This is a genomic window from Streptomyces sp. NPDC028368 (assembly GCF_055565615.1).
The window spans coordinates 249,143-264,617 of sequence record NZ_JBVHTY010000008.1 but is presented as its reverse complement, the minus strand read 5'-3'; the positions used below and the strand labels follow the sequence as shown (position 1 = coordinate 264,617).

General features: G+C 68.6%; 13 protein-coding genes. 8 read left to right on the top strand and 5 right to left on the bottom strand.

The window, feature by feature from the left end:
* Nucleotides 1–50: 50 nt before the first annotated feature.
* From ACZ4S3_RS20645 to ACZ4S3_RS20630, 4 genes are all read right to left on the bottom strand, one after another.
* Nucleotides 51–2,228: a dipeptide ABC transporter ATP-binding protein gene (locus tag ACZ4S3_RS20645; RefSeq protein ID WP_467936161.1), complete on the bottom strand. Its 2,178-nt coding sequence runs from the start codon at nucleotides 2,226–2,228 to the stop codon at nucleotides 51–53.
* Nucleotides 2,229–2,307: 79 nt separating this feature from the next.
* Nucleotides 2,308–3,342, bottom strand: coding sequence for an ABC transporter permease (locus ACZ4S3_RS20640; RefSeq protein WP_467936159.1), 1,035 nt, complete (start codon nucleotides 3,340–3,342; stop codon nucleotides 2,308–2,310).
* A 105-nt stretch (nucleotides 3,343–3,447) separates the two neighbouring features.
* A complete protein-coding gene (locus ACZ4S3_RS20635) occupies nucleotides 3,448–4,428 on the bottom strand; it encodes an ABC transporter permease (RefSeq protein WP_467936157.1) in 981 nt (326 codons plus the stop codon).
* A 401-nt stretch (nucleotides 4,429–4,829) separates the two neighbouring features.
* Nucleotides 4,830–6,422, bottom strand: coding sequence for an alpha/beta hydrolase (locus tag ACZ4S3_RS20630; protein WP_467936155.1), 1,593 nt, complete (start codon nucleotides 6,420–6,422; stop codon nucleotides 4,830–4,832).
* Between the two features lie 115 nt (nucleotides 6,423–6,537).
* Here ACZ4S3_RS20630 and ACZ4S3_RS20625 point away from each other — a divergent pair, with 115 nt between their 5' ends.
* The 8 genes from ACZ4S3_RS20625 to ACZ4S3_RS20590 all read left to right on the top strand — a co-directional run bounded on the left by ACZ4S3_RS20625 (nucleotide 6,538) and on the right by ACZ4S3_RS20590 (nucleotide 13,628).
* Nucleotides 6,538–7,557: a helix-turn-helix domain-containing protein gene (locus ACZ4S3_RS20625; protein ID WP_467936153.1), complete on the top strand. Its 1,020-nt coding sequence runs from the start codon at nucleotides 6,538–6,540 to the stop codon at nucleotides 7,555–7,557.
* Nucleotides 7,558–7,780: 223 nt separating this feature from the next.
* Nucleotides 7,781–8,149 carry a DUF1330 domain-containing protein gene (locus ACZ4S3_RS20620; protein ID WP_467936151.1) on the top strand — a complete coding sequence of 123 codons (369 nt, stop codon included), beginning with the start codon at nucleotides 7,781–7,783 and terminating at the stop codon, nucleotides 8,147–8,149.
* A gap of 85 nt (nucleotides 8,150–8,234) precedes the next feature.
* Entirely contained in the window at nucleotides 8,235–8,849 is a 615-nt protein-coding gene (locus ACZ4S3_RS20615) for a GOLPH3/VPS74 family protein (RefSeq protein ID WP_467936149.1), read from the top strand.
* A 555-nt stretch (nucleotides 8,850–9,404) separates the two neighbouring features.
* Complete coding sequence (locus ACZ4S3_RS20610) at nucleotides 9,405–11,042, top strand: APC family permease (RefSeq protein WP_467936147.1); 1,638 nt, start codon at nucleotides 9,405–9,407, stop codon at nucleotides 11,040–11,042.
* A gap of 209 nt (nucleotides 11,043–11,251) precedes the next feature.
* Nucleotides 11,252–11,848, top strand: coding sequence for a TetR/AcrR family transcriptional regulator (locus ACZ4S3_RS20605; protein ID WP_467936145.1), 597 nt, complete (start codon nucleotides 11,252–11,254; stop codon nucleotides 11,846–11,848).
* A gap of 75 nt (nucleotides 11,849–11,923) precedes the next feature.
* Nucleotides 11,924–12,472: an SRPBCC family protein gene (locus tag ACZ4S3_RS20600; RefSeq protein ID WP_467936142.1), complete on the top strand. Its 549-nt coding sequence runs from the start codon at nucleotides 11,924–11,926 to the stop codon at nucleotides 12,470–12,472.
* Nucleotides 12,473–12,753: 281 nt separating this feature from the next.
* Nucleotides 12,754–13,095: a hypothetical protein gene (locus ACZ4S3_RS20595; RefSeq protein ID WP_467936140.1), complete on the top strand. Its 342-nt coding sequence runs from the start codon at nucleotides 12,754–12,756 to the stop codon at nucleotides 13,093–13,095.
* A 251-nt stretch (nucleotides 13,096–13,346) separates the two neighbouring features.
* Nucleotides 13,347–13,628, top strand: coding sequence for a hypothetical protein (locus ACZ4S3_RS20590; protein ID WP_467936138.1), 282 nt, complete (start codon nucleotides 13,347–13,349; stop codon nucleotides 13,626–13,628).
* A gap of 381 nt (nucleotides 13,629–14,009) precedes the next feature.
* On the opposite strand, the gene ACZ4S3_RS20585 is transcribed toward ACZ4S3_RS20590, so the two are convergent.
* On the bottom strand, nucleotides 14,010–15,431 hold the full coding sequence (locus tag ACZ4S3_RS20585; RefSeq protein WP_467936136.1) for a helix-turn-helix domain-containing protein: 1,422 nt from the start codon (nucleotides 15,429–15,431) through the stop codon (nucleotides 14,010–14,012).
* Between the last annotated feature and the right edge of the window lie 44 nt (nucleotides 15,432–15,475).

Below are 15,475 nucleotides of genomic sequence, written 5' to 3'. Positions count from 1 at the left end.
GGCGGTGATGTGCCGGCCACCGGTGTGTGGGGAGTGGGCGTGTGGGTGGATCAGTGCGGTGCTGCAGGCTGGACGACATCGACCGCCGTCGCGTAGTGGCAGGCCGCCGTGTGGTCCGGGCCGAGGACGGCCGTGGCCGGGTCCTCGTCCCGGCAGCGCGCCTGCTCGCTCTCGCCGAGCCCGCTGTACTTCGGGCAGCGGCCCGCGAACCGGCAGCCGGACGGCACGTCCGCCGGACTGGGCAGATCGCCGCTGAGCAGAATCCGGCTGCGTTCCCGCTCCTTGCGCGGGTCGGGCAGCGGGACCGCGGACAGCAGCGCCTGGGTGTAGGGGTGGGAGGGCGCCGTGAAGACGTCGTCGGCCGCGCCGAGCTCCACGATCCGGCCCAGGTACATGACCGCGATGCGGTCGGCGATATGCCGTACGACGGACAGATCGTGGGCGACGAAGAGATAGCTGAGCCCGAGGCGGGTCTTCAGCTCCTCGAGGAGGTTGAGGACGCCCGCCTGAATGGAGACGTCCAGCGCGGAGACCGGCTCGTCGAGGATGACCAGCTTGGGTTCCAGCGCGAGGGCGCGGGCGATGGAGATGCGCTGGCGCTGGCCGCCGGAGAACTCCTGCGGGTAGCGGTCGGCGTGCTCGGGCTCCAGGCCGACCATGTCGAGGAGTTCGGGGACCCGGGCGGCGATCCGCGCCTTGTCCCAGCCGTGGGTCTTGAGCGGCTCGGCGAGGATGTCGCCGACCGGCATCCGGGCGTCGAGCGCCGCCATCGGATCCTGGAAGACGATCTGCATATCGCGGCGGAGGCCCTTGCGGTCCGCTCGGCTGAGGCCGCGGATGTCCTTGCCGAAGACGGTGACGGTGCCGGCCTGGCCACTGGGCAGGTCGAGAATCTCCAGCAGGGTGGTGGTCTTGCCGCAGCCGGACTCGCCGACCAGGCCCAGCGTCTCGCCCTCGCGGATGTCGAGGCTGATGCCGTCCACGGCCCGTACGGTGCCGACCGCGCGCTTGACGATCGCGCCCTTGGTGAGCGGGAAGTGCTTGACGAGCCCGTCGAGTTCGAGAACGGCGGGGCGCTCGGCACGCGGCAGCCGCTCGATCGCACCGGCTTCCGGCAGCACCGGTACCGGGTAGACGGCATCGCGGTCGAGACCGGCCCCGATCTCGTGGGCGCGGTGGCAGGCGGTGAGTGGGGTCTCCCCTGCTCGAACAGAGCTGACAGCCTGGGGAAGGCCGGAGCCCTCGACTACCTTCAACTCCGGTTCCACCGTGCGGCATTGGTCGATGGCGATGGGGCAGCGCGGCGCGAAGGGACAGCCGGGCGCGAGGTCGACCATCCTGGGCGGGTTGCCGTCGATGGGGGTCAGAGCGCGGCGCGCGGCGCCCTCCGCCCGCGCCTCGTCCAGCCGGGGGATCGAGCCGAGCAGGCCGATGGTGTACGGCATCCGCGGCCGGTAGTAGACCTCGTCCACCGGGCCCGCCTCGACCGGTTTGCCCGCGTACATGACCTGCACCCGGTCGGCGAATCCGGCGATGACACCGAGGTCATGGGTGATCATGACAATGGCGGCGCCGGTGACCTCCTGGGCGGTCTTGAGCACCTCCAGGACCTGCGCCTGGATGGTCACATCGAGGGCGGTGGTGGGCTCGTCGGCGATGATGACCTGGGGGTCGTTGGCGATGGCCATGGCGATCATCGCGCGCTGGCGCATACCGCCGGAGAACTCGTGCGGGAACGCGTCCACCCGGCGCTTCGAGTCGGGAATGCCGACCACGTCGAGGAGTTCGACGGCCCGTTTGCGGGCGGCCGCCCTGTCCAGTGACTGGTGGACCTGAATGGCCTCGACGATCTGGTCGCCGACGGAGTAAACGGGGGTCAGGGCGGACAGCGGGTCCTGGAAGACCATGCCGATGTCCTTGCCGCGGATCTTCGACATGGCGGCGTCGCCCAGGCCGAGCAGCTCGCGCCCGGCGAGCTTCACGGACCCGGCGACCTCGGCGCTCTCCGGGAGCAGCCCCAGCACGGCCATGGAGGAGACGGACTTGCCGGAGCCGGACTCGCCGACGATGCCGAGCACCTCGCCCGGACGCACGGCGTAGGAGACGCCGCGTACGGCCTGCACGTCGCCCGCTTCGCTCGGGAAGGAGACCGTCAGATCGCTGACGTCGAGGACGGGCTGCGCCGCGTCAACAGCCTCGGTGGGCTGGGCCGGCCTGGTCTCGGTCACCGTCGGGGTCCTTCCTGGGGTGCGCCGTGCGCGAGGTGGTGGTGGGGGGTGGGGACAGCGCGATGCATGGGGCGGCGATTCATGAGGCGGCGCCCTGGCTTTCGGCGGCCGGCGCCTGCGCCGGAACCGTCGCGGCGGGCCGCTGCTGCTTCAGCTGCTTCCTCTTACGGGGTGAACGTGCCTTCGCGCCCGCCGCGTTGGGGTCGAGCGCGTCGCGCAGCCCGTCGCCGATGAACGAGATGGAGACGCCGATCAGCACCAGACAGCCGGCGGGGAAGAAGAACAGCCACGGGTAGGTGGAGGCGTTGGTGGTGTTGTCGGCGATGACCGTGCCGAGGGAGACATCGGGCGCCTGCACGCCGAATCCGAAGTACGACAGGCTGCTCTCGCCGATGACCGCCGCGCCGACCTGGATGACGGCATCGATGATCAGCATCGAGGCCATGCTGGGCAGGATGTGCCGGAAGATGATGACCGGCGCGGGCACGCCCATGTACTTGGCGGCCTTGACGAACTCGCGGTCCTTGAGCGTGAAGGTCATGGAGCGTACGACGCGTCCGGTGACCATCCAGCTGAAGGCGCCGAGCAGGAACACGAAGACCAGCCAGGTGGCGCCGCGGAACGCGGGCGACAGGACGGCGATGATCAGGAACTGGGGCATCACCAGCAGCAGGTCGACGATCCACGTCAGTACCCGGTCGGTCCAGCCGCCGAAGTACGCGGCGAAGGCGCCGACGGTGGCGGACAGGAAGGTGGAGAGGACTCCGACCAGCAGGCCGATGATCAGCGACTTCTGCAGACCGCGCATGGTGAGCGAGAAGAGATCGACGCCGCCTTGTGTGGTGCCCCACCAGTGGTCCCCGGAGGGGCTGGAGAGGAAGTTCATGTAGTCGTGCTGCTGGTAGTCCCACTTGGTGAGGAACGGGCCGACGTACGCGCCCAGGAACAGCAGCACCAGCAGGAACAGCCCGAGCAGTGCCAGGCGGTTTCGGGCGAAGCGGCGGACTGTCAGCCGCAGCCGTGAGGTACGGGCCTTGGCGGGGCGGCCTTCGGCATCACTGGGCGGGACGGGGCCGGGGACCGGTTCGGTCGCGGGGGGCAGCTGGACGCTCATCGCGCGCTCTCCTGAGGGGCGGTGGGGTGGGGGTCGGTCGGCGACGGGAGTACCTCCCAGCGGTAGCTGGGGGTGGGGGTACCTCCCAGCGGTAGCTGGGGGAGGTCAGCGGACCCGTACGCGCGGATCGAGCGCCGCGTACAACAGATCGGACAGCAGTCCGGCGATGAGTACCAGTACGGCCGTGAACAGCCCGACAGTGGCTACGGAGTTGATGTCCTGCTTCTGGATCGAGTCGACCAGCAGCTCGCCCATGCCGTGCCAGCCGAAGGTCTTCTCGGTGAAGGTCGCACCGGTGAAGAGCAGCACGATGTTGTAGACCAGCAGCGGCACGACGGGCAGAATCGCGGTCCGCAGGCCGTGTTTGACCAGGGCTTTTCGCCGGCTCAGTCCCTTGGCGCGGGCGGTCCGCAGGAAATCGCTGCCGAGGACGTCAAGCATGGTGGAGCGCTGGTAGCGGCTGTAGAGCGCGACCTGCAGGATGATCAGGGTGAGTGCCGGAAGCAGCATGTGCTGGGCGCGGTTGACGAGGGCGTCGATGTTCCACTGTCCCGCGTACTGCGGGTCGTACTCGCCCAGTACCTTGATGGTCTGCGAGCCGTCGTTGAGGGCGGTGGCGCCGATCTTCAGCGCGACGCCGATCACGAACACCGGCATGGCCAGCACGAAGAACGAGGCCAGGGTGGTGAAGCGGTCGAAGAGCCGGTATTGGCGGATGGCGCCGAAGGCGCCGAGCGCGACACCGCCGATCGAGCCGACGATGGTGGCGATCAGCAACAGCCGGGTGGAGACACCCACCCGGCGGCCGAAGTCGTCGTTGACGTTGTCGCCTTCGATGGTCTTGCCGAGGTCGCCGTGGACAACGCCGTCCGCCCAGTGCCCGAACCGTGTCAGGATCGGGGTGTCCGGGTTCATGTTGTAGTCGTCGAGCGTCTTGGTGATGGACGACTCGGGCAGCGGTGGGTTGCGGCCCTCGAACTTGGCGCGGGGGTTGAGGCTGAGCCCCGCGAGGAAGTACGTCAGTCCCGCCGCGACGACCACCAGGACCAGATAATTCGCCAATCGGCGCAGCAGATACCGGCCCATGTTTTGATGCCTCTCCCTCTTGCGCACCGCATCAGCGCGTTGCGGCTGAGGTGGGGGCGGTGCGGGTCGATCGACATCTTTTAGCGATAAGACCTGATTGTCGATCACGGGATGTTCACGGACCGGTAACGCCAACTCCGGCATCGACTAAGGGTATTTCGGACATGAGTCGATGAAAGTGACGGTTGCGTCGCCTGTCTGCCTGTCATTCGTAGGCGCCATCGCTCCTTGGGGAGGGATGGCCGATATACGGACAGCGTCTCGAACGTAACGATGCGCACGGCTAATTGGTGAAGACTTTACGCATGTGGGGGTGTCAGGGCCCGCTCATTGGTGTGACGGTGCGGCGAGAGTGCGGTCGGTGAGGAGGTCATCTCCCCACCGCCCGCCGATGAGGAGCGTCAGCTCCGCAGGTGTCCCAGTACCGATCTCACCGCGCGTTCCACGGCGTCGCGGGCCTGCTCGGTGTGGTCGATCGTCTCGAACCCGTGGTGGCCGAGCGGCACGTCGATCACCTCGACATTGGCCTTGCAGTCCTCGGCGGCGGTCAGAAACTCCTCGACCGTCACCGCGATCTCGGGGAGCTCCAGCCCCACCCGGGTCAGCACGATCGGCAACTGCCCCGCACTGCGTACCGCGGCCGCAGGACGGAACCGGGAATCGGAAAGCCCCCAGTTCGGCAGCGGCGCGAGGACGGGATAGGTCGCTGCCACGCATCGCAACCACGGCGGGGGCGCCGCGAGCCGGTCTGCCGACAACGGCCCGCCACCGGAGAAGTACCACAGCGCGATGCGTTCGCCGTCCACCCGCGGATCAGCGCGTACGAGCTCGACCGCTTCGGCGACATCCTCGGCGGCGCGCTCGTAATCGGCGAGATCGTGCAGCCGGTGATCCAGCGTCACGCCGACCGCTCCCAGACTCGCCACGTACCGGCCGTAGCCGACGAAGGACGGCCAGTCCCGCGGGGTCGGCCGGACGTCGGCGGGAACCGGGCCGCCGTGGATGAACACCACCGCGGGACGCGGGCGGTCGGCGTCGGGCAGGTCATCAGGCCGGTCAGCTGACAAGGCATCAGATACGTCATCGGGCAGGTAGAGATCGACGTTTCCCACCCGCTCGCGGCGCCGTTCCGGTACATCGATGAGGAAAGGCCGACGGTGCGCAGGCTGCTCGCTCACCGCTTCGGCCAGTCGGTGCCCTTCTCCGGCGGCCGCTCGGCGCAGTACCTCGGCCAGTTCGTCGGGGGCGGAGAGCATCGGCCAGTGCCCGGTGGCGAGTTCGAAGAAGCTCACATGGGGTTCGGTGAGCGCTTGCATGCGAGGGTCGCCGAGCCGCACCAGCATCTCGACCATGGCGATACTCGACCCGTTGGCGGTGCAGAGGACGCCGGTCGTCGGCAGCTCGGCGACCGCCCCGGGCAGTCGTAGCGGCTGGGTGAGCGTGCCGCGCGGCTGCGGTGCGGCCAGGCGGGTCAACTGGGCCAGCGTGTCTTCGGGGATGCCGGCGATACTGCCCCAGCGCTGCCACTCGTCGAGCGCCGGCGGCGAGATCCGCCAGTCGTCCTCGGCCGGCTCGCCCCCCGCCCCGTGGCCCGGCTCGTTCCCCGTCTCGGCCGGGTGCCGCAGCTGGTGGCGGACCGCCTGGTCGGGCACCAGTTGGAGGGCCGAGTCGCCGTCCTGGGGCATGCCGACATCCAGGTAGACGATCCTCGCGATCCGCTCCGCGCGCCGGCCGGCGGCCCCGAGCGCCGGGTGGATGCCGTAGCAGTGACCGACAAGCACCACCTCCGGCGCGTCCACATCGTCGATCAGCTGCACCACATCCTGGATATGCCTCTCCAGGTCCGTGTCAGGTCCCGCCAGATCGCGGCGGTCACCCATGCCGGTCAGCGTCACCGGATACGCCTCAGCCCCCGACTCCCGCAGCCGAGCGGCCACCTCCCGCCAGATCCAGCCGCCGGTGTAGGTGCCCGGCACCAGTACGAACGCCGTCATGAACGTCTCCTCCTCGCACGCCCTGTTCCGCGGGACCGGCTGCACCGGCCGTCCGCGCTGACCAGTACGGTAGGAACTCCCCCTGAGGGAGGTTCAAGTCGTGTCCCCTGACTGCATGTGGAGCATCGGAGAGCTCGCCGAGCGTGCGGGCGTCACCGTCAAGACCGTCCGGTTCTACTCGGATCGCGGTCTGCTGCCCGAAGCCGTCCGCAGCGCCGGCGGCCACCGCCGCTACGGCCCTGAGGCGCTCGACCGGCTCCGCACGATCCGCTCCCTGCGCACCCTCGATCTGCCGGTCCCGGAAGTGGGCCGGGTCCTCGACGAGGCGGACGCGCTCGAGGACGTCATCGCGGGACAGCTGCGGGAGATCGGCTCGCACCTGGCCGCACTGCGCTGGCGGGAGGCCGCGCTCCAGCTGCTCCGGGACTGCACCCCGGAGGAACGCGCCGAGCGGCTGCGGCTGGTCGGCGCCGTGTCCGCCCCGCCCAGTACGGCCGCGCTGGCGCGCTTCTGGCGGCGCTGGCTGCCGCCGCGGCTCCCGGCCCGAGTGGTCTCCGCGATCCTCGAACAGACGGTTCCCCAGCCCCCTGCGGAACCGAACCCGGCCCAGGTACTGGCCTTCGCACGGCTGCACGCCTTCGTCTCCGCCCCCTGCCCCAACGCCGATCACGTCCGGCCCGCCGCACACCGGACCGACAAGGGCTACCGCCCGGCCGTGCTCTACGACGGTCTCGGCGAGGCGTATGCGCTGACCTCTCCGGAACTGCTGGCACGGCAGCCACCGCACGAGGGTGCGGCTCTCGACTGCTTCGTCTCCGCGTATGCCGGCGCATGCGGTGTGCGTGACACGCCGGCCTTCCGCCGGCAGCTGAGCGCCCAGCTCGCCGCGGATCCCCGTATCGACCGCTACTGGCAACTCATCGCCGAACTGTCCGGCCCGTCGGAACCGACCGCCGGCGCCGCCCACGACTGGCTCTGCGCCGCCCTGGACACCCAGATCGAACGTCCCGCCGCCTGGACCGCGTGGGCACCGGCTTCACCAACCGGGGTCCGGGGCGCAACCGGGATCCCCGGCGCAACCGGGGTCCCGGGCGAGCCGCCGGCGTGGGATGCAGGCGTCGTCCGCACTCCGTAAGCTCGTATAGGGGAGTGCTCGCCGGCCGGCCGAGTTCCAGCCGGCGCACGGCGCCGCTCGCCTCCAGCCCGCGAGGTGCCGGCTCCATACGTACCGCTCGCCTTCGGCGTCCCCGTCCGCAACGACGACGGGACCCCGGACCTGTTGGGGATCCCGATCGCGCCGGACCTGACCGGCATCAGGTTCACCTGACGGGCATTCGTCACGCTCCGAGAGGCGGGACATGGCCACGTACCTCATCAATCACCTGCGCATCCCGGGTGACATACCGAAGGAAGAGAATCTGGCCTACCTGGAGCAGGTGGAGGCCACCACAGCGCCCTACGGCGGAAAGTGGCTCGCGATAGACGCCAAGGTGCAGGTCCTCGAGGGAGCATGGCCGGGCTCGGTGGTGCTGCTCGAGTTCCCCGACATGGCGAAGGCGAAGGCGTGGTACAGCTCGCCCGAGTACCGGAAGATCCATGCCCTGCGCGCCGACCACGCGATCAGCGACCTGATCCTGGTGGACGGTGTCGGGCCGGACTTCACGCCCGCCGGCTACGCGCAGCAAATCCGTTCAGCGATCGCGGCGGCCACCGATACCGGCAGCTGACCTCGGCGCTCGGCGTCACGCCAGGTGCCGGATCTGCTGCTCAGCGACACGCATCGCTACTGATGCCCCTGACGTGGAGCCCTTCATGACCACACCGCGGGACCTGTTGATCGTTGCCATGGACACGGAGTCCAGTCGCCCTCTCGAGCGGGGCGACCTGTCGCTTGCGCTGGCGGGAGCCGAGCTGATCGACCTCCTGGGCGCGCAAGCCCTCACACTGGACGGCGATCACATCGTGCCGGGCTACCGGCCGGCGATAGCTGATCGCCTCTTGGATGAGGCCGCGTCGTCGCTTGTCCGGCAAGCGCCGTATGAGTCGGTCGACGACTGGCTGTGGCGCAGAGGCCGCGATCTGTCCACGGCCTACGTGGCCGCCCTCGAGGCGGAAGGGCAGCTCACTCAGCAACGGCGCGGCCGCTGGGCCCCCTTCCGGACCAGTGAGATGGTGCTGGCCGATTCGCCTGCCCGCCGCGAGGCGGTGGAACGCTGGACGTCGGACGAGCCCCTCCTCGCCGCCCTCGCGGCGGCCCTCGGGATCGGCGACGAGCGGACCGGAGACTCCCCGGGCATGGCCGACGACGCGGTGGCGACGGTCCTCGCCGCCGTCAACGACGCACTGAGGCACCTGGAGTTCGAACGGCAACGGCGCGCCCTCGACGAGGCGGCCTTCGACAACATCTGGCGAGGCTACGGCGATTGACGACCGAACGGCAGTGTGCAAGAGGCGCGCTTCTTTCGGAGTGCCGCTAAAGGTGACACGACGCGCTGTCGTCCCTTTGTCGTCCGTTTGTCGTCCCTTTCGGATCGCGTCAGTTGAGATATGACGTGCCGTCAAATGTGTGGCCAATACCTGCCACTTGAGCGCATCTCGCGCGGGCGAGTAAATGAGCTTTACGGATGCCCTCGCTGATCGAGCGGGCCGCCCCGGACATTTGCCACGCCATTCACTGACGGTTAGGACAAGACCCGTCAGAGTGAAGAGCATCGGTCAGGGCGTGAAAGTTCAAAGGTTTTACCAAGTATGAGGCGTGTAAATATCCGGTTGAGTAGTCGACCGGTCGCATCCGGCTACCTTGCCGCGCCTCGCGGAGTCCATCAGGGCGTACATCCCACGGTGTGTCCGCAGTGATGAGCTGAGAGTGAGGTAAGAATCCTCCCAGGAATATCACTATTCAACCCAGGGCTCTTTGCAGATCCATGAATGCTCCCTACTCTGAGGCAAATTTCCAGCCAGCTCTGTCTTGAAAGGCCTCCTATGGTCAGCGTTGACGAGATCGCTCCCCAGAAGGCGCGCACATCCGGTTCCCTCCGCAGGGACGTGGGGTTGATCGGCCTGATGTGGGCCTCGGTCGGCTCCATCATCGGATCCGGTTGGTTGTACGGAGCCCAGAAGGCCGTGGTGGTAGCGGGGCCGGCCGCGCTGATCTCCTGGATCATCGGAGCGGTCGCGGTGGTGCTCCTGGCGCTGGTGCACGCCGAGCTCGGTGGCCTCTTCCCGGTCGCCGGCGGTACGGCGCGGTATCCGCACTACGCCTTCGGCGGTCTGGCCGGCATGTCCTTCGGCTGGTTCTCCTGGCTCCAGGCGGCGACGGTGGCCCCGATCGAGGTCGAGGCCATGATCGGGTACGCCGGTCACTGGTCATGGGCCCAGGGATTCCTGAATGCGAACGGGACCCTCACGACGAGCGGCTTCATCGTCGCGGTCTTCCTGATGGCGATCTTCGTCGCGGTGAACTTCCTGGGCGTAAAGGTGCTGGCCCACACCAACAGCGCCGCCACCTGGTGGAAGATCGCCGTACCCCTCGGGGCGATCTTCATCATCGCGGCGACCAACTTCCACCCGCACAACTTCACCTCCCACGGCTTCGCGCCGTTCGGCGCCAAGGGCGTCCTCAGCGCCATCAGCACCAGCGGCATCATCTTCGCGCTGCTCGGCTTCGAGCAGGCCATCCAGCTCGCGGGGGAGAGCCGCAACCCCAAGCGCGACCTGCCGCGCGCCACGATCGGCTCGGTCGCCATCGGCGCGGTCATCTACGTCCTTCTCCAGGTGGTCTACATCGGCGCACTGCCGCTGGCCTCCTTCGCCCACGGCTGGGCCAAGCTGGACTACGTCGGCATCAGCGGCCCGTGGGCCGGCCTGGCCACCGTGATCGGCCTGGGCTGGCTGGGCTGGGTCCTGTACGCGGACGCGATCATCTCTCCCGGTGGCACCGGCCTGATCTACACCACCTCGACCTCGCGCATCTCCTACGGCCTGAGCAAGAACGGCTACGCGCCCAGACTGTTCGAGAAGACCGACGCCCGCGGCGTGCCGTGGTTCGGCCTGATCATCTCGTTCGTGACCGGCGTGATCTGCTTCCTGCCCTTCCCGAGCTGGCAGGAGCTGGTCTCCTTCATCACCTCGGCGAGCGTGCTGATGTACGCGGGCGCACCGCTGGCGTTCGGTGTCTTCCGCAACCGGCTGCCCAACCACGAGCGCCCGTACCGCCTGCCCGGCGGCAACGTGATCTCGCCGGTCTCCTTCGTCGTCGCGAGCCTGATCATCTACTGGGCCGGCTGGGACACCCTCCAGCGGCTCGGCTGGGCGATCATCATCGGGTACGTGCTGCTCGGCAGCTACGCCTGGTACGCGACGAAGAAGCAGCTGCCGAACGCTCCCCGACTGGACTGGAAGGCCGCGCAGTGGCTTCCGGTGTACCTGATCGGCATGGGTCTCATTTCCTGGCAGGGCGGATTCGGCGGCCAGAGCAACGTCCCGCTGTGGTGGGACATGGCGATCATCACGGCGTTCTCGCTGGGGATCTACTACTGGGCCCGCTCCACCGCCGTCTCGGCCGAGGCGATCGAGCACAACATCGAGGAGGTCGCGGTCGTGGACGAGGGCGGCCACTGACCCCACACTCCACACCCCACCCCGCACCATGACCTGACGCCCAGGCAAGTCGATGCGCTCGGCCGGACATCCGGCCGAGCGCATCGACTTTTGCTGCGCAACTTCCCTCTCGCCGCGGCTTACTCCTCAGCGGTGACCTGCCCAGGGGACGGCCCGGCGGCTCCAGGGCGCCGGTCGGTCACGCTCCCGCGTGTGGTAGCACTGCGTACATGAAGGGCAAGCCCACTGAACGCGCTGGTTATCACCATGGCGACCTCCCCGCAGCTCTCACCGCCGTGGCCATCGAGCTCCTGGACGAGCGCGGGATGGAGCATGTGACCGTACGTGAAGTCGCGCGCAGGGCGGGGGTGTCGCCGGGAGCGCCGTTCCGGCATTTCGCCGACCGTCAGGCGCTGCTGACAGCGGTCGCCGACCGTATCCTGGCCGACTTCATGCAGTGGCAGATCGGCATGGTCGCAGACGTCGAGGGTTCTGTGATGCGCGCTTTCGGCCTGGGCTTCGTCCGTTTCGCGATCCGCCACCCGCGCCGCTTCGAGCTGATCAAGACCAGGGTGTTCGGCGACAGTCAGCCCGCCGAACTGCACCAGCGTCTCTCTGACATCGAGCGGGCTTTCACCGACATCATCGTCGCCGACCAGAAGGCCGGTGTGCTGGGTCCCGGTGACCCCGCGATCGTGGGTCTCGCGGGTCAGGCGGTCGTCTACGGCCTGTCACAGATGATCATTGACGGGTATCTGCCGCCGGATCAGGCGGAGCAGCTGGCCGAGCAGGTTCTGGACACCTTCGGCCTCGGCGTCGCCAACTGACCGGATTCCGCGGGGTCTTGACCGCCACTCCGCGCGCTGATGTAATCGCTGATTACATCAGTCGAGGAGGCTCCGATGTCTGTACCGCGCCTGTCGCGCATTCCGCGATTCCCGGACCCCGCGGCCACCGGCACGGTGGCCATCAGGACGACCTCGGCTGATGCGTATCGCGTTGTCAGCGATCCGCCCGTCATGATCCGTCTCGCCGAAGAGGCCCACCGCGCCCGCTGGTTGGGCGGAGCCACTGCCCCGGCGGTGGGCGCCCGCTTCCGCGGCCACAACCGCAACGGCCTGCGTCGCTGGGTCACCACCTGCCGTATCACGGATGCCGATCCGGGCCGGTGCTTCGCCTACGAGGTGACGGCGCCGCTCGGAGTCCCCATCTCCCGCTGGCAGTACGACATCGCGCCCGCAGCGGAGGGCTGCACCGTCACCGAGACCAACTGGATGCGGGTGCCCCTGTGGTTCATTCCCCTCGCCATCTTGATCACCGGCGTCTTTGACCGCATCGGCATCAACAACACCAACATCGGCACCACACTGCAGCGCCTCAAGCACCATCTGGAGTCGCCCCCGCCCAGCGCGGCGGACAGCTCGCAGCGCAGTGAGCGGCCAGTGGGCTGACCGAGCGAAGTGACCCCCGCCCCGGACGGATCAATCCTGGCAGGTCGAACGGCCGAGGCGGGCGTCAGAAGAGGCGGGGTTCAGTGCGGACAAGGAACTGTGGACGGTGCCGACAAGCGCACTGGTCCCGGCGGGGGCGAGGTGCAGGCGGCGGCCCCATCCAGGCGGCGGCTGTTCCACTCCGTCCTGTGGCTCTTCGTGCGGCTCTTCCTGCGGCGGGGGAGGGGGCGACTAGTTGTTGTTCAACCTCAGACCAGTGGGCGGAAAGGACGGGGGCACAAGTGAATCGCAAACGGAGCGTGGTGGTTTCGGTTGTAGCGGCCGGGTTGGCGACGGTTGTGCTGGCAGGGTGTGGCGGCGTCGATGGAAAGATCGGGGACTACGACAAGGTCTCGGTCTGGCCGAATGCTGATCCCCGGGGCCAGAATCCGATCGCCGATCTGACCACACTCACGCCGGTAACAGTCGAGTGCTACACGCCAGGCGACGTGGACGCGACCGGATTCGGCTACGGCGCGACGTACAAGATCTCCTATGACGGGGGATCCGGCTATATCGACGAGGGCACTTCCATCATGAGCGACGGTGGAGAGGTGTCCCCTGACCGGGTGCCCAAGTGCTAACGGTGGCGGTGCTCGGCGTGAGCTCGTTCCCCGACGCACGGGTTGAACGGCAAGGTGAGTGGTTGTTTCCGAACCCGAATGCATCCGGGGTCGGAGAACCGGAGCCGGGCTGACTGCGCACCGGTACGAAACCGTTTCTGAAGAGCGGCCGGCCGGAACATTGGTCGTGGAAATCCACTGTTCAGTAAGGGAGTTAATGGTTCTGCCGGCGTGCGCTTCGCTGTCAGTGCCCCCACTGAGAGGAGACGACTGTGTCCCCCAATTACCGCAAGAAGCTGAAGCGCCTTGACGAGGACATTTCGCGGGCGAAGACCGCGAAGGCGTTGGCGGCCACCAATCCCGACCAGGCTGAGCGCACCGCCAAGTCCATCACCACCGACAGCCAGCTCAGGAACGAGACGCTGTTCAGGGTCACGGAACGGGTGGCGGCCACTGATCCCGATCGGGCCGAGCGCATCGCGCAATCCATCGACGACGAAGAACGCAAAGCACAGGCGATGCAAGGCATTGCGTATGAGCGGCGGCGCCGATAGACAGAGCACAAGCAGGGCTCCCGCGTTCTGCGGTCTTGAGCGTCACGAGACTTCTGCGGTCTTGAGTGTCACGCAGAACTCTGTGGTCTTGCTTGAGCGTCACGCAGATCGTCTGAGTCCCGCGCTTCAAGGTGTCTCATGAAATACCCAACTCCGTGTCGGGGCACGGCTTCACCCACGGCGGCTACCTCGGCAACCACGCGGCACTGGCCCAGGTAGCGGCCGCGGCCGGGTGGGACCCGGGCTGGGGCGTGGAGCCGGCGTTGCCGCAGGCGGCGGAGGCTTGCCCAACTCCTGTCCTACGACGAGCTTGGTAGCCCGGACCGGATGTGGAAGAGCGGCTCGGCATGGCGCGGTGCCCCTTCGGCGTCGCGTTCGTGGTTACTTCGCCCGCTTGATCCACTCGCTGCCGCCCAGTGGGTAGTCGTAGCCGGGGCGTCCGGCGTTGGCGCTGGTGCGGAACGGGGTGCCGTTGTCGGTGAGGTGCACGGTGCCGTGGCGGTCGCCGCTGGACCAGTCCAGGGTGAGGTCCCAGCGGACGTCGTGCGCCTTGGTGTGGGCGGTGACGTAGAAGACCTCCGGGTCGGACTCGCTGATCTTGTACGGGAAGTCGCGCTGGCCGTTCTTGACGGTGACGGTGGGGCTGCCGTTGTCGAGGTCGATGTCGAATGACTTGGTTTCGACGTTGCCGCCGCATCCGACGCCCATCGAGTAGTCGTTCCAGGCGAGCGGGGCGGCCTTCGCGACGACGCGTACGTGCAGCGCCTCCAGGACGACGGTGTCCTTCCCGGTGCCCTGCAGGGTGAGGGCGACGCGCTGCTCCCCGGAGGAGGCCGCGCCGTACGCGGCGGCCCAGCGGGGTGCGTCCTGCTCTGTGGCGGGCGGGCCGACCTGTTCGGGCTCGCTGTCGACGAGGAAGTGCTGGCTGCACGGGCTGTCGTAGACGTAGGGGCGGGTGGCGACGTTGACCGGTACGCCGTCGGTGTGCTCGGCGGCGCCCCCGCCCTTGTGGGCGGCGGACTCCGACGCCGAGGCGGAGGGCTGGCCGGTCTTCGCGCCCTGAGACGGGGAAGGAGAGGCCGACGCGGACGGCCGCTTGTCGTTCGCTCGGCCGGTACCGGTACCGGTACCGGTACCGGTGCTGGTGGCGGTACCGGCGGCCCCGGCGGCCTTCTGGTCACCGCCGTCGCCTCCGGAGGACGGCAGATTCACGGCGAGCACGACGGCTCCCAGAACGGCGGCCGCGGCGACGGAGGCGATGAGCGCGGTGCGGCGCGGACGGGGCCGCACGGGAGCGGACGGGGCGGTGCTGCTGACAACCGGTTCATCACTGCCACTGGGCTCGCGGCGTTCAGTGCCCACGGACGCCGATTCCGTCCCACCCGCCACCTCGGGCAGCCCACCACCCGAATCGGCAGGGCCCCCAAGGGGGTTCCCGGTGCCGGCCGCCGCTGCATCGGGCGTCGGCGCCCCCTCGGGCTCCCCGGTCCCGGCACCGCGCACCGCCCTATCCGGCCCTGGCCCCTTACGCCCCCGCGCCGCATCCGCCAGAATCCACCGCCGGTGCAGCTCGACGAGTTCCTCGGGGGTCGCCCGGCACACTCGGGCGAGCCGCTCGACCGGCGCGTAATCGGCCGGTACCGCGCTGCCGTTGCAGTAACGGTGCAGCGTCGATGTGCTCATGTGCAGCCGCTTGGCGAGCGTCCCGTAGCTCAGCCCCGAGCGTTCCTTGAGCTCCCGCAGCAGCTCCGCGAATGCGTCCGCGTCCCCGGCGGCCCACGTCGCCCCTGTCGCCCCTGACACCGTTGTTCCCCTCCCCATGTGGCCCGGCGCGTCCCATTCCCGCG

Bases quoted from the DNA above. Each gene is read 5' to 3' on its own strand.
- ACZ4S3_RS20615 (WP_467936149.1), top strand. From the start codon at position 8,235: ATGACCACACCGCGGGACCTGTTGATCGTTGCCATGGACACGGAGTCC.
- ACZ4S3_RS20605 (WP_467936145.1), top strand. From the start codon at position 11,252: ATGAAGGGCAAGCCCACTGAACGCGCTGGTTATCACCATGGCGACCTC.
- ACZ4S3_RS20610 (WP_467936147.1), top strand. From the start codon at position 9,405: ATGGTCAGCGTTGACGAGATCGCTCCCCAGAAGGCGCGCACATCCGGT.
- ACZ4S3_RS20630 (WP_467936155.1), bottom strand. From the start codon at position 6,422: ATGACGGCGTTCGTACTGGTGCCGGGCACCTACACCGGCGGCTGGATC.
- ACZ4S3_RS20635 (WP_467936157.1), bottom strand. From the start codon at position 4,428: ATGGGCCGGTATCTGCTGCGCCGATTGGCGAATTATCTGGTCCTGGTG.
- ACZ4S3_RS20640 (WP_467936159.1), bottom strand. From the start codon at position 3,342: ATGAGCGTCCAGCTGCCCCCCGCGACCGAACCGGTCCCCGGCCCCGTC.
- ACZ4S3_RS20625 (WP_467936153.1), top strand. From the start codon at position 6,538: ATGTGGAGCATCGGAGAGCTCGCCGAGCGTGCGGGCGTCACCGTCAAG.
- ACZ4S3_RS20600 (WP_467936142.1), top strand. From the start codon at position 11,924: ATGTCTGTACCGCGCCTGTCGCGCATTCCGCGATTCCCGGACCCCGCG.
- ACZ4S3_RS20620 (WP_467936151.1), top strand. From the start codon at position 7,781: ATGGCCACGTACCTCATCAATCACCTGCGCATCCCGGGTGACATACCG.